At 67.1% G+C, this 15,430-nt stretch carries 10 protein-coding genes; 5 read left to right on the forward strand and 5 right to left on the reverse strand.

The features are described from left to right. Positions 1-39 precede the first annotated feature (39 nt). The 3 genes from mqo to ACUZUJ_RS05720 form a co-directional block, all read right to left on the reverse strand. A complete protein-coding gene (gene mqo, locus ACUZUJ_RS05710) occupies positions 40-1,728 on the reverse strand; it encodes a malate dehydrogenase (quinone) (protein WP_458220386.1) in 1,689 nt (562 codons plus the stop codon). 182 nt (positions 1,729-1,910) lie between these two features. Further along, positions 1,911-2,357: a GNAT family N-acetyltransferase gene (locus ACUZUJ_RS05715; protein WP_458220387.1), complete on the reverse strand. Its 447-nt coding sequence runs from the start codon at positions 2,355-2,357 to the stop codon at positions 1,911-1,913. Between the two features lie 186 nt (positions 2,358-2,543). Next, positions 2,544-3,449, reverse strand: a complete 906-nt coding sequence (locus ACUZUJ_RS05720; RefSeq protein ID WP_014036348.1) for a LysR family transcriptional regulator ArgP — start codon at positions 3,447-3,449, stop codon at positions 2,544-2,546. A gap of 137 nt (positions 3,450-3,586) precedes the next feature. Between ACUZUJ_RS05720 and ACUZUJ_RS05725 the strand changes: the two genes are divergently transcribed. Together ACUZUJ_RS05725 and ACUZUJ_RS05730 are read left to right on the forward strand one after the other, a co-directional pair. Then, positions 3,587-4,222, forward strand: a complete 636-nt coding sequence (locus ACUZUJ_RS05725) for a LysE/ArgO family amino acid transporter (RefSeq protein ID WP_005415673.1) — start codon at positions 3,587-3,589, stop codon at positions 4,220-4,222. A 163-nt stretch (positions 4,223-4,385) separates the two neighbouring features. After that, positions 4,386-6,374 carry an alpha/beta hydrolase family protein gene (locus ACUZUJ_RS05730; protein WP_510468071.1) on the forward strand — a complete coding sequence of 663 codons (1,989 nt, stop codon included), beginning with the start codon at positions 4,386-4,388 and terminating at the stop codon, positions 6,372-6,374. A gap of 56 nt (positions 6,375-6,430) precedes the next feature. Here ACUZUJ_RS05730 and ACUZUJ_RS05735 read toward each other — a convergent pair whose 3' ends face one another. Then, positions 6,431-8,185, reverse strand: a complete 1,755-nt coding sequence (locus ACUZUJ_RS05735; RefSeq protein WP_458220389.1) for a peptide MFS transporter — start codon at positions 8,183-8,185, stop codon at positions 6,431-6,433. Positions 8,186-8,365: 180 nt separating this feature from the next. Continuing rightward, positions 8,366-9,514, reverse strand: coding sequence for an acetyltransferase domain-containing protein (locus ACUZUJ_RS05740; RefSeq protein WP_430345132.1), 1,149 nt, complete (start codon positions 9,512-9,514; stop codon positions 8,366-8,368). A 200-nt stretch (positions 9,515-9,714) separates the two neighbouring features. Here ACUZUJ_RS05740 and ACUZUJ_RS05745 point away from each other — a divergent pair, with 200 nt between their 5' ends. From ACUZUJ_RS05745 to ACUZUJ_RS05755, 3 genes are all read left to right on the forward strand, one after another. After that, positions 9,715-11,679, forward strand: coding sequence for an OPT family oligopeptide transporter (locus tag ACUZUJ_RS05745; RefSeq protein ID WP_458220390.1), 1,965 nt, complete (start codon positions 9,715-9,717; stop codon positions 11,677-11,679). A gap of 247 nt (positions 11,680-11,926) precedes the next feature. Then, entirely contained in the window at positions 11,927-14,005 is a 2,079-nt protein-coding gene (locus ACUZUJ_RS05750) for a S9 family peptidase (RefSeq protein ID WP_458220912.1), read from the forward strand. A 131-nt stretch (positions 14,006-14,136) separates the two neighbouring features. Next, positions 14,137-15,381 carry a DUF819 family protein gene (locus ACUZUJ_RS05755; RefSeq protein WP_014036354.1) on the forward strand — a complete coding sequence of 415 codons (1,245 nt, stop codon included), beginning with the start codon at positions 14,137-14,139 and terminating at the stop codon, positions 15,379-15,381. The last annotated feature ends 49 nt before the right edge of the window (positions 15,382-15,430 follow it).

Genomic DNA, 15,430 nt, shown 5'->3' on the forward strand with positions numbered 1-15,430 from the left:
AAGGTGGCCGTCCGTCTGCATCGAAGGGAACGCGCGGGCTTACAGCGCCTGCAGTTCCTCGTTGGCGTTGCGCTTTTCCTTGGCCGGCGCCGGCACTACCGCCGGGGCAGGAGCCGCCGCATCGGCGTCCACCGGCACCTCCAGGTACGGCAGGTGCAGGGTCTGGCTGGTCAGCGTGCGGATCTCGTTCACCAGCGCGGCGCTGTCGTTGAGCTTGCGCCCGTACGACGGCACGATCTCGCGCAGGCGGGTTTCCCAGCCGGCCTTCATCTGGTCCGGGAAGGCCTTGGCCATCAGGTCCAGCATGATCGGCGGCGAGGTCGACGCACCCGGCGAGGCGCCGAGCAGGGCGGCGATGGTGTGGTCCTTGTCGGTCACGATCTCGGTACCGAACTGCAGCACCGGGCCCTTCAGCGGATCACGCTTGATGATCTGCACGCGCTGGCCGGCGGTGACCAGCTTCCAGTCGCCCGGCTTGGCATTGGGGAAGTACTTGACCAGTTCGGCCTGGCGGTCGGCATCGTTCAAGCGTGCCTGGCCCATCAGGTACTGCACCAGGTCCAGGTTGTCCTTGCCCACTTCCAGCATCGGGCCGACGTTGTTGTGGGTGACCGAGGAGTACAGGTCCCACCACGAGCCGTGCTTGAGGAACTTGGTGCTGTACAGCGCGAACGGCCCGAACAGGACCACCGGCTTGCCGTCCAGCTTGCGCGCATCCAGGTGCGGCACCGACATCGGCGGCGAGCCGGTCTCGGCCATGCCGTAGGCCTTCACGCCATGGCGCGAGGTCACGTCCTGGCCCTGGAAGGCGAGGAACTGGCCGCCCACCGGGAAACCGGCGTAGTCCTTCGATTCCGGAATGCCCGACATCTGCAGCAGTTTCAGCGCGGCGCCACCGGCACCGATGAACACGAAGCGGGTGTGGGTGGTCGTCTCGGTGCCGGCCTTGAGGTCCTTCACCGTCACGTTCCAGCTCTTGTCGGCGTTCTGCCGCAGCGCGCTCACCTCATGGTTGAGGTGCAGGCTGAAGTTCGGGCTGCGCTGCAGGCCGGTGGTCAGCTGGCGGGTGATCACACCGAAGTTGACGTCGGTGCCGAGCGGCATCCAGGTCGCGGCGACCTTCTGCTTCGGGTCACGGCCTTCCATCAGCAGCGGTGCCCACTGCTTGATCTGTGCCGGATCCTCGGAGTACTGCATGCCGTAGAACAGCGGGTTCTTCACCAGGGCCTGCTGGCGCTTGTGCAGGTAGGCGATGTTGTCATCGCCCCAGACGAAGCTCATGTGCGGGGTCGGGTTGATGAAGTCGCTGGGCTGGCTCAGCCGGCCTTCCTTCACCTGGTGCGACCAGAACTGGCGCGAGACCTCGAACGATTCGGCGATGCCGACCGCGCGCTTGGTCTCGATACTGCCGTCGGGCAGTTCCGGGGTGTAGTTCAGTTCGGCGAACGCCGAATGGCCGGTGCCGGCGTTGTTCCAGCCGTCGGAGCTTTCGCCGGCGACGCCGTCGAGGCGTTCGTAGACCTGGATGTTCCAGTCCGGCTGCAGTTCCTGCAGGTAGGTGGCCAGGGTGATGCTCATGATGCCGGCGCCGACCAGCACAACATCGACGGGCTTGTCGTTGCTGGCGGCGGGCACCGAACGCTGGGTCAGCGGCCAGTACAGGAACAGCGCGGCGGCCAGCAACAGCAGCACGAGCAGGGCGAGCAGGGCCTTGCCAAATTTCTTCATGGGGGCGGGATCGTTGGCGGAGGGGAGGAGTTCAGGATGCGCATGGGGCAGGGAAAGGGCGTGAAGAAACAACGCCTTGCAGCATCCATCCGCGATTCTAACCGGATCCGGTCCGTTTTTGATGCAACGCAGCATCCGACGTTTCGCGGCACGGTCACGCGAAGCGCCGGGCCACGCCCGGCTCAGACCAGCTCGAGGATCTCGTCACCGGCCTCATCGATCTCGCCGGTCGGACGCCAGCCCAGGCGGCGGTAGAAGCCGTGCGAGCGCGAACGCGGGTCGGCCGAGCAGGCCAGGAACAGGCGCCGGTGGCCAGCATCGCGGGTCAGGCTGACCACTTCCTGCAGCAGCTGGCGGCCGATGCCGCGGCCCTCGTACTCCGGCAGCAGCGCCAGCACCAGCACCTCGCCGCTGTCGCGGTCGGCGAAGCAGTAGCCGACCATGCGCTCGCCCTCCCAGGCGACGCGGCCGATCGAATCGCCATGGGCGATGCCGGCCGCCCAGCTGTCCACGGTGATGCCCAGTTCCGCCAGCTGCGCCGCACTGAAGGCATTCTCGCGGGTGCGCCCGCGCAGGTCGATGCAGGCGGCGGCATCGTCGGGGCGGGCATCGCGCAGGTACACGGGCATGCCGGACATCCTTGTAATGGTCGGCCCGCCAGTATCCGCATCGCGCATGGACCCGGTGTGTAGGCTCGATGGAGATCCGATGGAACCCCGAAAAAGGGGACGGAGGGGATTAAGCCGTATTTGCCTTGGATGTCGTATTGGCCTTGAACGACTTAATCCCCTCCGTCCCCTTTTTTGCGCCATGCGTCAGCGCTTGCGCCGGATCAGTGCCGAGGAAGCATCCAGCACCGCGCGGGTCAGCAGGGCCATGGTCTGCACGTCGCCCTTCCAGTGCTGCCAGTACAGCGGCACGTCTTCCCACGCGCGCTGGCGTACGTAGACCAGGCGGCCCGCGTCCAGGTGCCGCTTGACCAGCGGCAGGGGATTCATGGTCCAGCCCATGCCGCCCAGGTTGGCCTGCACGAACGCGCGGGTGGAGGGAATCCACCAGGTCGGCGCGGTGCTGGGCAGGTCGTCGCCGGCCATGCGCCGGGCAAAGCGAGACTGCATTTCGTCCTTGCGGTTGAACACCAGCACCGGTGCCTGCGCCAGCGCCTGTGCGGTCACGCCCTTGGCGAAGTGGCGCTCGCGGAACTCGGGGGTACAGGTCGCCGCGTAACGGATGCTGCCCAGCGCGTGGATCTGGCAGCCCTGCACCGGCTCGTCCAGCGTGGTCACCGCACCCAGCACCGTGCCCTGGCGCAGCAGTTCGACGGTGTGGTCCTGGTCTTCCACGCGCAGGTCCAGCGTGGTGCCTGTGCCCTGCGCGAACTGCGCGGCGGCCTGCGGGAACCAGGTTTCCAGGCTGTCGTGGTTCACCGCCACCGGGATGCTGGCCTGGGGCAGGTCTTCGTCGGCCAGGCCCATCCGGTGCAGCGCATCGTGTTCGAGCAGGGCGGTCTGCTCGGCCAGCTGCACCAGCAGCTGGCCCTCGGCGGTGGCGGTGGCCGGGGTGCCGCGCTTGACCAGCAGGCGCCCGATCCGGTCCTCCAGCGCCTTGACCCGCTGCGAGATGGCCGAGGGCGTGACATTCAGTGAGTGTGCGGCGCGGTCGAAGCTGCCTTCGCGGATCACTGCGGCCAGGGCGCGCAGCTGGGCATGGTCGATACGCATCGAATTAAGTTCCGCTAATGTTGGTTTAGGAAGTTTAGCTCGTCTTTTTCATGTTGCGGCGCGACAATGGCGCTCGTTCCGGTGCTGTCCGCCTTCGCGAGGCACCGTCCCCCCAGCAATACAAGGCAGTGAATCCCATGTTCTCGGTCATCTCCGCCAGCACCGGCCTCGGTGCCTGGTTCTCTGGTGCAGCCACCGGCATCGGCCTGTTCGCCGTGGTCGGGGCCCAGAGCGCCTTCATTCTGCGCCAGGGCATCCTGCGCAAGCACATCGTGCCGGTGGTCGCCACCTGTGCGGCCATCGATGCCATCTTCATCTTTGCCAGCGTGGCCGGCCTGCGCACGCTCACTTCGGCGCTGCCGTGGCTGACCACCGCCGTGCTGTGGACCGGCGTCGCGTTCCTGGCCTGGTATGCGATGAAGTCGGCACGCCGTGCGATCGCCGGTGGCGGTGGCATGGGCGAGGCCGACAGCGATGACGGCAGCCGCCGCGCGGTGCTGATGGCCGCGGTCGGCTTCTCGCTGATCAATCCGCACTTCTGGCTGGACATGATGGTGATCGGCTCCATCGCCGAGAACTTCGGCAACGCCCGCATGGCCTTCGCCGCTGGCGTGGTCACTGCCAGCTGCCTGTGGCTGACGGCGCAGGGCCTCGGCGCGCGCCTGCTGGCGCCGCTGTTCACCAAGCCCAGCACCTGGCGCGTGCTCGACGGCACCATCGCCGTGATCCTCAGCATCCTGGCCCTCATGTTGGCGGTGCGCGGGGTCCACTGACCCGGCGCACGCCCCCCGAACCCACGTCCTGACTCTCTCTCCAAGGTAGTGGCAACGACGGCACCGGCAACGGTGCCGTCGTCTTTTCCGGCTCTGGCGGGAAACGCACGGCCCTGCCTAGAATCGGCCACCAGGACAAGGTGTCCACAGGAGCAGGGGAAGGATGCACAAGACGATTCTGGCGGCCGCACTGGCCGTCATCGGGGGCGTTGCCGCAGGCAGCGTGGGGGCGGTGGACCTGACGCAGTACCTGCGTCGCGAGACCTTCACCGACATCAAGATTTCGCCGGGGGGCGAATACGTGGCGGCAACGGTGCCGATGGAGGACACCACCGCGATCGCCGTGCTGCGGTTGAAGGACAAGCAGATGGTCGGCAGTTTCCGGCCACCCAGCCGCAACCACGCGCAGGAATTCGACTGGGTCAGCAATGAGCGCCTGCTGATTGGCCTGGCCCAGAAGTGGGGTTCGCTCGACCAGCCCAATCCCACCGGCGAACTCTATGCCATCGACGCCAACGGCAACCGTGGCGAACTGCTGGTGGGCTACCGCGTGGAGAGCAACGGCCCGGGAACCCGCATCCAGCCGAAGAAGGTCGAGGCGGTCGCCGCCTTCCTGGCCGACGACCTGCCGGGCGACGAGCGCAACGTGCTGGTCACTGTGTGGCCGCTGGCCGAGGATCCGTTCACCCGCGTCGATCGCATGGATGTGACCAGTGGTCGTCGCTCGCGCGTGGCGTCCTCACCGGTACGGCGCGGCGAGTTCACCACCGACGGCGCGGGCGAGGTCCGCTTCGTGCACGGCTCGGGCAGCGACAACGTCAACAAGCTGTACTTCCGCGACCGCAGCGGTGACAGCTGGAAGCTGATCAACGACGAGGCGGTCAGCAAGCGCATCGAAACCGCCCTCGGCTTCTCGGCCGACGACAACCTGGCCTATCTCAACGTCGAGCAGACCCAGGGGCCGGATGCGATCGTCAGCTGGAATCCGCAGACCGGCGAACGTGCCACGCTGCTGCGCGACGAGGTGGTCAACCCGTACCGCATCATCCATCGGCCCGGTACCCATGTGCCGGTCGGCGCGCTGTATCTAGGCGATAAGCCACGCACCCGCTTCTTCGAAGAAGGTTCGGCCGATGCGCGGCTGTACCGCAGCCTGGAGGCGGCCTTCGGCGGCGCGGTCTACATCACCTCCAGCACCCGCGATGGCCGTGTCGTGCTGGTGGAAACCTGGTCGGGCACCAATCCCGGCGATTTCTACGTGTACGACACGGTGGCGCGCAAGGCTGACCACCTGATCAGCCGCAGCGACTGGATCGACGTGGACCGCAGCGCCAGCGTGAAGCCGATTGCACTGAAGGCCCGCGACGGGCTGCCGCTGCATGGCTTCCTGACCCTGCCGGCCGGCAGCGACGGGCGTAACCTGCCGATGGTGGTAATGCCGCATGGTGGCCCGTTCGACATCTTCGATTCCGGCCAGTACGACCGCGAAACGCAGATGCTGGCTGCCGCCGGTTATGCCGTGCTGCAGGTCAACTTCCGCGGTTCGGGCAACTACGGCCGGGCCCACACCCAGGCCGGCGCGCAGCAGTGGGGCGCGGCGATGCAGGACGACGTCACCGATGCCACCCGCTGGGCGATCAGCGAAGGCATCGCCGACGGCCGTCGCATCTGCATCTATGGCGCCAGCTACGGAGCCTACTCGGCGATGATGGGGGCCGCCCGCGAGCCCGGGTTGTACCAGTGCGCGGCCGGCTATGTCGGCGTCTACAACCTGCCGATGATGTACACCCGTGGCGACATCCAGGACCGCGGTTCAGGCGTGACCTACCTGCGCGAATGGCTGGGGGATCCGGCCAAGCTGGGCGCGGTGTCGCCGGTGAACCTGGCCGAGCGGATCAAGGTGCCGGTGTTCCTCGCGGCCGGTGGCGAAGACAAGCGCGCGCCGATCCAGCACACCGAGCGCATGGAAGCGGCGCTCAAGCGTGCCGGCACGCCGGTGGAGAGCCTGTACTACAAGACCGAAGGCCACGGTTTCTATACCGAGGCCCATCGCAGCGAGTACTACGACAAGCTGCTGGCGTTCCTGGCGCGCAGCCTGGGTGGCAAGACCGCCACGACCGCACCTGCGGCCGGCAAGGACAAGGCGCCCTGAACTGGCAGGGCGGCGGATGATCCTTCCGCCGCCCTGGTATTCCGCATGCGCGGGGTTTACTTCACCCCGTGCATCATCTTCTTCAGCAGCGGCGCGGCGATGAACGCAGCCAGCGCGCAGCCCAGGCCGATCCACATCAGCAGCCAGAACAGGTGCGCATAGGCGCCGGCCGCGGCCACCATGTCCAGCGATTCGCCTTCCGGCACCTCGATCGCAGCCAGTTTGCCGAACAGCGCGGCCAGCGTTTCCGAGAATGCGGTGGCCAGGAACCAAGTGCCCATCATCAGGCTCATCACCCGCGGCACGGCCAGCTGCGTCACCGCCGACAGGCCGACCGGCGACAGGCACATCTCGCCGCTGGCCAGCAGGAAGTAGGCCAGCACCAGCCACCACACGCTGGCCATCTCGCCGGTGGCGCCGACCTGCTGCGCCGCCAGCGCCAGCGGCACGAACGACAGCGCGCCGATCACCAGGCCCCAGGCCGACTTCACAGGCTTGCCCGGTTCCCAGCCGCGGCGGTCCATCCAGGTCCAGAGTGCGGCGAAGGCCGGCGCCAGCAGCACCAGGAACAGGCCGCCGAGGTAGGTCAGCGAACCGGCGGTCTGCGGAATCACCAGGCAGTCGCGCACCAGCAGCACCAGCATCAGCACGACGATGGCGGCGAAGAACGTGCGCGGCGCGGCCGAACCCGGGCGCCGTTCGGACAGGCGCGCGCTGACCACGAAGCCCAGCGGTGCCAGCAGCAGCGAGATGATCGACCACGGCAGCGGGGTACCGCCGGTGATCACCAGCGCAGGCACGATGTCCTTGGTCAGCAGGCGGTCGGTGAAGGTCACCCACGAGCCGTACGACTGCTCGTACATCGTGAAGAACACCAGCGCCATGAAGATCAGCACCATCAGCGCGATCATCTGCTGGCGCTGCACCGGCGTGCACTTGCTGCCGGTGAACCAGGCGAACCAGACCAGCACGCCGCCCAGCACCACCAGCATCAGCATCAGCGCCGGGCTGATTTCACCGCCCAGCGCGAATGCGCCGTTGCCGGCGGCCCACATCAGCCACGCCACCGGCAACACGCCGAGCACCGCGCACAGATAGATGAGCCATTCGCGCGGCAGGCCCAGCACCTTCTGCTTCAGCGCCGCCGGTTGCGGCGGCTCGGCGTGGCCCTGCAGGTACTTCTGGCCCCACAGGAACATTGCCAGGCCGGCCAGCATGCCGATGCCGGCCGCGCCGAAACCGTATTTCCAGCCATACGCCTCGCCGAGGAAGCCACACACCAGCGACGAGAACAGCGCGCCGAGGTTGATGCCGGCGTAGAACAGCGAGAAGCCCGAATCGCGGCGCGGATCGTCCTTGGCGTACAGCTTGCCGACGATGGTGGAGATGTTCGGCTTCAGGAAGCCCACGCCCATGATGATCAGGGCCAGCGACAGGTAGGTCACCGCCAGCGCCGAGGTGTCGCGCACCACTTCGCCGTTCACCCGGTACGCCGCGTGACCTTCGAAGGCCATGCCAAGGTGCCCGAGCACCAGCAGGATGCCGCCGAACAGCACCGCCCGCCGCATGCCCAGCCAGCGGTCGGCCAGCATGCCGCCGAACACCGGGATGCAGTACACCAGGCCGCCGTAGGCGCCAAGCAGGTCCAGGCCGGCCTTGTCGCCGAACAGGTGGTACTTGGTCAGGTACAGCAGCAGCAGCGCCTTCATGCCGTAGAAGGAGAAGCGCTCCCACATTTCGGTGAAGAAGCAGACATAGACGCCCTTGGGGTGGCCCAGGAAGTCGTCGGAAGCGGTAGCGGCAACGGTCATCGACGGCGGGGACAGCGGAAAGGGCGCGATTATAGGCCCCTGGCCCGGGGCGGGCAGCCCGGGAGCGCCGGGCCATGACCGGCGAACAGGCTTTGCGGGATGCCACGCAACGCTGATCTATGCCAGAGGCACTTGTAGTAGATCCACGCCATGCGTGGATGGCCGTCCCGGTGTTGTCGGTTACAGGTACCGCAACCACGCCAGATCACGCCGTCGCGCCTTGAACCGCGCGAACGCCCGCGTCGGCGGGTACATCATCACCGCCAGTGCACAGGCCACCAGCAGCAGGCCGCTGACCGAATCCAGCGCATACAGCTCGCCGTGGGTCGGCCCCCAGACCGCCAGCGCGCCCAGATACAGCCCCTTCAGCACATACAGATGCAGCAGGTAGAAGAACATCGGTGCTGCACCAATGTCGGCCAACGGCCGCAGCGCACGCGCCACTGGCGGCCACTCGTACAGGCGCAGCAGCAACAGTCCCACGCCCAGGGTCAACAGCAGGAACTGCAATGACGGCGGATACTTGGTGACGTTGAAGATGCTCAACCACGTGCGCAGCGTAGTGGTCTGGTACGTCCAGGGAGCATCCCCATACTGGTTGGCGAACCGCAGCAGCGCGAACAGGGCCAGCGCGCCGGCGCCTCCCCACAACAGCCAGCGCTGCCGCTGCTCCGGCGCGCGCTCGCGGGCGAACCACGGCCCCATCAGATAACCCAGTGCGATCACCCCGATCCACGGCAGCACCGGGTAGGAGGTGCGCAATCGCAGTGCCCCGGCTTCGATCCAGTCGCGCTGGTGCAGCACCTTCCACAGTACCGCCAGCGCGCCATTGCCCTCGACCCGCACGGTATCGAGCAGGTTGTGGCCGGCCACCAGCGCAACTGCCAGTACCAGCAAGGTCGGGCGCGGCAGCCACAGCAGGCCGGCCAGCGCGATCATGCTGAGACCGATAGCCCAGATCACCTGCAGATAGATCGTGTCCGGCGGGAACTGGAAGGTCCAGGCGAAGTTCACCAGGGTCAGTTCCAGCACCACCAGGAACAAGCCGCGCTTGAGCAGGAAGGCGGCGGTGGCCCGGCGCGGGTCTGCCTGGCGCTGGCCGTACAGCCACGCCGACAGGCCTGTGAGCAGCACAAACACCGGGGCGCAGAGATGCGCCAGCAGGCGGCAAGCGAACAGCGCCGGAGAGACCGTGGACGCATCCATCGGATCGCTCACCTGGTACTGCAGGAAGAAGGTCTCACGCACGTGGTCCAGCAGCATCAGCAGCATGACGGTGCCGCGCAGCTGGTCGATGGAGGCCAGGCGGGGGGAGGGGGAAGGGGGCATGCACTGCAACTGCGACGGGTCGATAGAAGGATATAACATATCATTTGCGCGATGCCCAACCCGGCTTTGCCGTATCAGCCTGCTGCGGTCGCACGTGCGGCGCCATCGCACTGCAGCACGTGCCCCCATCCTTTGGCACGCTGGACTTGATCTGCCCCGACAGCTAGCGTGGCAGGGATTTTTTGCCAGCAGGGGCTTCCATGAACCACGACGCTGCGCCCAAGCAGCTCACTTTCCGCGCAGTGGCCCTGGCCATCGTGCTGGCGGTGGTGCTGTCGGCCGCAAACGCCTACCTCGGTCTGTTCGCAGGCCTGACCATCGCCACCGCCATTCCCGCCGCGGTGATTTCCATGGGCGTGCTGCGCCTGCTGGGCGGTGGCTCCATCCTTGAAAACAACATCGTGCAGACCGGCGCCTCGGCCGGTTCGTCGATCGCCGCCGGTGTGATCTTCACCATCCCCGCGCTGGTGATCATGGGCTACTGGCCGGACTTCAAGTACTGGTGGGTGCTGGGCATCGCCGGTCTCGGCGGCCTGCTGGGCGTGCTGTTCTCGGTGCCGCTGCGCCGTTCGATGATCGTCGAAGACCCGCTGCCGTTCCCGGAAGGCAAGGCAGCGGCGGAAGTGCTCAAGGCCGGTGAGAATCCGGGCCCGGGCCTGAAGATCCTCGGCCTGTCGGCGGTGATCGGTGCGTTCGTGAAGCTGGCTGCGGAAAGCGGCATGCGCCTGATTCCCGATGCCTGGGCCACCTCGGCCTATGTCGGCAGCTCCAAGGTCACCGCCTTCATCGGCACCAACCTGTCGCCGGCACTGCTCGGCGTGGGCTACATCGTCGGCCTCAACGTCGGCATCGTGGTGGTATCCGGCTCGATCCTGACCTGGCACATCGCCATTCCAATCTACCAGGCGTTCTTCATGAACACCGATCCGGCATTGGCCGCATCGGTTGCCACGGCTTCCTCCACCGAGGCCGCGTTCGCCATCTGGGGCGCGAAGATGCGCTACCTGGGTGTCGGCGCAATGCTGATCGGTGGCATCTGGACCCTGATCTCGCTGCGCAAGTCGCTGCTCAACGGCGTCAAGAGCGGCTTCGCCGCCGCCCGCAAGAGCGGCGGCCCGGTGCTGGCGCACACCGAGCGCGACCTGCCGATGAAGTGGATGCTGGTCGCCCTGGTGGTGTTCGTGCTGCCGCTGCTGGCCCTGTACCAGGCCATCGTCGGCCAGTGGCACGTGTCGATCCCGATGACCCTCATCATGATCGTCGCCGGCTTCCTGTTCGTTTCGGTCTCGGCCTACCTGGCCGGCCTGATCGGCTCGTCCAACAACCCGGTTTCGGGCATCACCATCTCCACCATCCTGTTCGCCTCGGCCGTGCTGGTCGTGCTGCTGGGCAAGGATGGCCTGCAGCCGGTCGGCGCCTTCGGCGCGCCGCTGGGCGCGGTGGCCGCGATCATGATCGGCGCGGTGGTGTGCTGTGCCGCAGCGGTCGGCGGTGACAACCTGCAGGACCTCAAGGCCGGTTACATCGTCGGTGCCACCCCGTGGAAGCAGCAGCTGATGCTGGGCATCGGTGCGTTCTCGTGCGCACTGATCATGGCGCCGGTGCTGAACCTGCTGGCCACCGCCTACGGCATCGGCGTGAAGTCCGAGCTGCACCCGAACGCGCTGGCCGCGCCGCAGGCCAACCTGATGGCCTCGGTGGCCAAGGGCCTGTTCGGTGGCGAGCTGCCGTGGACCTTCATCGGCATCGGTGCCGTGGTCGGCGCCGCCATCATCGCGTTCGACAGCTGGCTGAAGTCGCGCAACGCCCGCTTCCGCGTGCCGGTGCTGGCCGCCGCCATCGGCATCTACCTGCCGCTGGAACTGATGGTGCCGATCTTCCTCGGCGGCCTGATCGCCTACCTCGTCGAGCGCTTCCACAAGGTGCGCGCCGATGACGAAGAAGGCCGCGACCGCGTGCACAAGCCGGGTGTGCTGTTTGCTGCCGGCCTGATCACCGGCGAGGCACTGATGGGCATCGCCATCGCGATTCCGATCGTGGTCAGCAGCCGCGCCGACGTGCTGGCCGTGCCGTTCCACCTGCCGGGCGCACAGTGGATCGGCCTGGCCGTGCTGTTCGTGGTCGGCTGGCTGATCTACCGCACCGGCAAGCGCGCCGTGGCGTGACACCCGCGGGGTCGGATCCCTTCCCGCAGGGAAGGGCTCTGACCCCAGGTTTGATGGGTAGTGCCGGCCGCTGGCCGGCAACCAGACAGATTGCCGGCCAGCGGCCGGCACTACCGCAAACCGCGCTACGGCGCGGTTTGCCTTTTCTGGCGAAGGCATCGACCCGTCCCCGGCCATGACCGATGGCCTTGGCAGTCCCGGCCACCCGGGCCTACCATCGGTTTTTTGCCGTCCTGCGGAGACCCCGATGAAACTGCGTCATGCCCTGCTGCCACTGAGCCTGCTGGCCGCCCTGCCCAGCGTCGCCGCTGCCCGTGGCCTGGAAGTCCGCGACATGGTGGCCATGGACCGCGTCTCCGCGCCGGTACTGACCGCCGATGGCGGCACCGTGGTGTTCGCCAAGCGCAGCGTGGACGCCAACCTGAAGGCCTCCACCGCACTGTTCGCGCGCAACCTGCGCACGCGTGATGCGGCCCCGCCGAAGCAGATCACCCCGGCTGGCTGGAGCGTCAATTCCGCGTCGCTGTCAGCCGATGGCCAGACCGTGTATTTCCTCAGTGCCAAGAACGGCAGCCAGCAGCTGTACGCGCAGCCGATCAACGGCGGCACCCCGCGCCAGCTGACCGACTTCCCGGTGGACGTGGACAGCTACCACGTGTCACCGCAGGACGACCGCGTGCTGTTCAGCGCCGGCGTGTTCCAGGCCTGCGCCTCGGACCTGGCCTGCACCGAGAAGAAGCTCAAGGACGTCGCCGGCGCCAAGGCCAGCGGCAAGGTCTTCGATTCGCTGTTCGTGCGCCACTGGGATACCTGGAACGATGGCCGCCGCAACACCCTGTTCGTGGCGCCGCTGCCGGCGGCCAAGGCCGGCGCGGTCAAGGGCGCGTCGGCGCTGAGCGCGACCATCGATGGTGATGCGCCGTCCAAGCCGTTCGGCGGCAATGATGATTTCGCGTGGTCGCCGGATGGCGCCAGCGTGGTGGCCAGCATCCGCGTGGCCGGCAAGCAGGAGCCGTGGTCGACCAACTTCGACCTCTACCGCTTCGACGCCGCCGGCAAGCAGGCGCCGGTCAACCTGACCGCTGCCAACCCGGCCTGGGATGCCGGCCCGGTGTTCAGCGCCGACGGCAAGACCCTGTTCTACCGTGCGATGAAGCGCCCGGGCTTCGAGGCCGACCGCTTCGGCCTGATGGCGATGGACCTGGCCAGCGGCAAGACCCGCGAGATCGCCCCGCAGTGGGATCGTTCGGCCGGCGGCATCACCCTGTCCGCGGATGGCGCCAGCATCTACACCACCGCCGATGACCTCGGCGAGCACCCGCTGTTCCAGATCGACGTGGCCAGCGGCAAGGCCACCAAGCTGATCGGCGACGGCAGCGTGACCTCGGTCGACGTGGCTGGCAACAGCGTGGCGATCACCCGCAACAGCCTGAAGAGCAACGACCAGGTGCTGGTCGGCCTGCTGCCGGCCGCGGGCGAAGCCATCGGCGAACTGCGCGCGCTGACCCCGGCTGCCGGCGAGGTGCTCAAGGATGTCAGCTTCGGCGACTACGAACAGTTCGAGTTCAAGGGCTGGAACAACGACACCGTGCACGGCTACGTGGTCAAGCCGCACAACTACCAGGAAGGCAAGTCGTACCCGGTCGCGTTCCTGATCCATGGCGGCCCGCAGGGCAGCTTCGGCAATGGCTGGAGCTACCGCTGGAACCCGCAGACCTATGCGGGCCAGGGCTACGCCGTGGTGATGATCGACTTCCACGGTTCCACCGGCTATGGCCAGGCCTTCACCGATGCGATCAGCCAGCACTGGGGCGACCGCCCGCTGGAAGACCTGCAGAAGGGCTGGGACGCGGCGCTGAAGAAGTATTCCTTCCTCAACGGTGACAAGGCCTGTGCGCTGGGTGCCAGCTACGGCGGCTTCATGGTCAACTGGATTGCCGGCAACTGGAACAGCCCGTTCAAGTGCCTGGTCAACCATGACGGCGTGTTCGACCAGCGCATGATGGGCTACGCCACCGAAGAGCTGTGGTTCACCGAGTGGGAGCAGGGCGGTACGCCGTACCAGAAGGCCGCGAACTACGAGAAGTTCAACCCGGTCAACCACGTGGCGGACTGGAAGAAGCCGATCCTGGTCATCCACGGTCAGCAGGACTTCCGCATTCCGGTCGAGCAGGGCTTGGCCGCGTTCACCGCCGCCCAGCGCCAGGGCATCGAGTCGAAGTTCCTGTACTTCCCGGATGAAAACCACTGGGTGCTGAAGCCGAACAACAGCATCCTGTGGCATGACACCGTCAACGCCTGGCTGAAGCAGCACATCGGCGAATAAGCCGGTTCAGCGCCCAGGGGGCGGATCCCTTTCGCCACGCGGAAGGGCTCCGACCCCGTCATTGACCGCCCCCGGGGTCAGAGCCCTTTCGCGTGGCGAAAGGGATCCGACCCCGCACCCAGAGCGCCTGCATGCCCTCGACCGCCCTGATCCAGAACGACATCGTCGTCTTCGGTTTGATCGCCGCCACGCTCGGCGCCGTGTTCTGGACCGCCTCGCGCGAGCAGGGGCTATGGAAGCGCTTCTATACCTTCGTGCCCGCACTGTTGCTGTGCTACCTGATTCCCGGCATCTACAACACCGTCGGCCTGATCGACGGCCAGAACACCAGGCTCTACAACCCGATCGCGCGCGATATCCTGCTGCCGGCGGCGCTGATCCTGCTGACCCTGGCAGTGGACATCAAGGGCATCCTGCGGCTCGGCCCGAAGCTGGTGCTGATGTACCTGGGCGCTTCGGCCAGCATCATGCTCGGTGCGGTAGTGGCGTTCCTGGTGATGCGCGCGATCCATCCCGACACCGTGGCCGGTGATACCTGGGCCGGCATGGCCGCGCTGGCGGGCAGCTGGATCGGTGGCGGTGCCAACATGCTGGCGATGCGCGAAGTGTTCGACGTCAACGCGACCACCTTCGGCCAGTTCGCAGTGGTCGATGTCGGTGTCGGTTACGTGTGGATGGCCGCGCTGATCTTCCTGGCCGGGCGCGCAGCGAAGATCGACGCGCGCAGCGGTGCCGACACGTCGGCCATCGATGAGCTGAAGGAGCGCATCGCGCGCTTCCAGGCCGAACATGAGCGCATTCCCAGCCTCACCGACCTGATGCTGATCGTGGCGGTGGCTTTCGGTGGCGTCGGCCTGTCGCACGCGATCGGCGCACCGCTGGCGGCCTGGTTCAAGGCCAACGTCAGCTGGGCGTCGCAGTTCAGCCTGGACGCGCCGTTCGTGTGGGTGGTGGTGCTGTCGACCACGCTGGGCCTGAGCCTGAGCTTCACCCGCGCACGTAATCTGGAAGGCGCGGGCGCGTCGCGGCTGGGCTCGCTGCTGCTGTACTTCCTGATCGCCTGCATCGGCATGCAGATGGATCTGCTGGCGCTGCTGGACCGCCCGTGGCTGTTCCTGCTCGGCCTGATCTGGATTGCCGTGCACATCGTGCTGCTGTGGTGCCTGGGCAAGCTGCTGAAGGTGCCGTTCTTCTACTTCGCCATCGGTTCGCAGTCGAACATCGGTGGACCGGCCTCGGCGCCGGTGGTGGCGGCCGCGTTCCATCCGGCGCTGGCGCCGGTGGGCGTGCTGCTGGGCACGATGGGCTATGCGACCGGCACCTACCTGGCCTACATCGTCGGCATCACCCTGCGCGCACTGGCCGGGCAGGGATGAGCGGGTAGTGCCGGCCGCTGGCCGGCAACCAGGCGATGCTTCACAGGTT

Source organism: Stenotrophomonas sp. S4 (genome assembly GCF_054187805.2).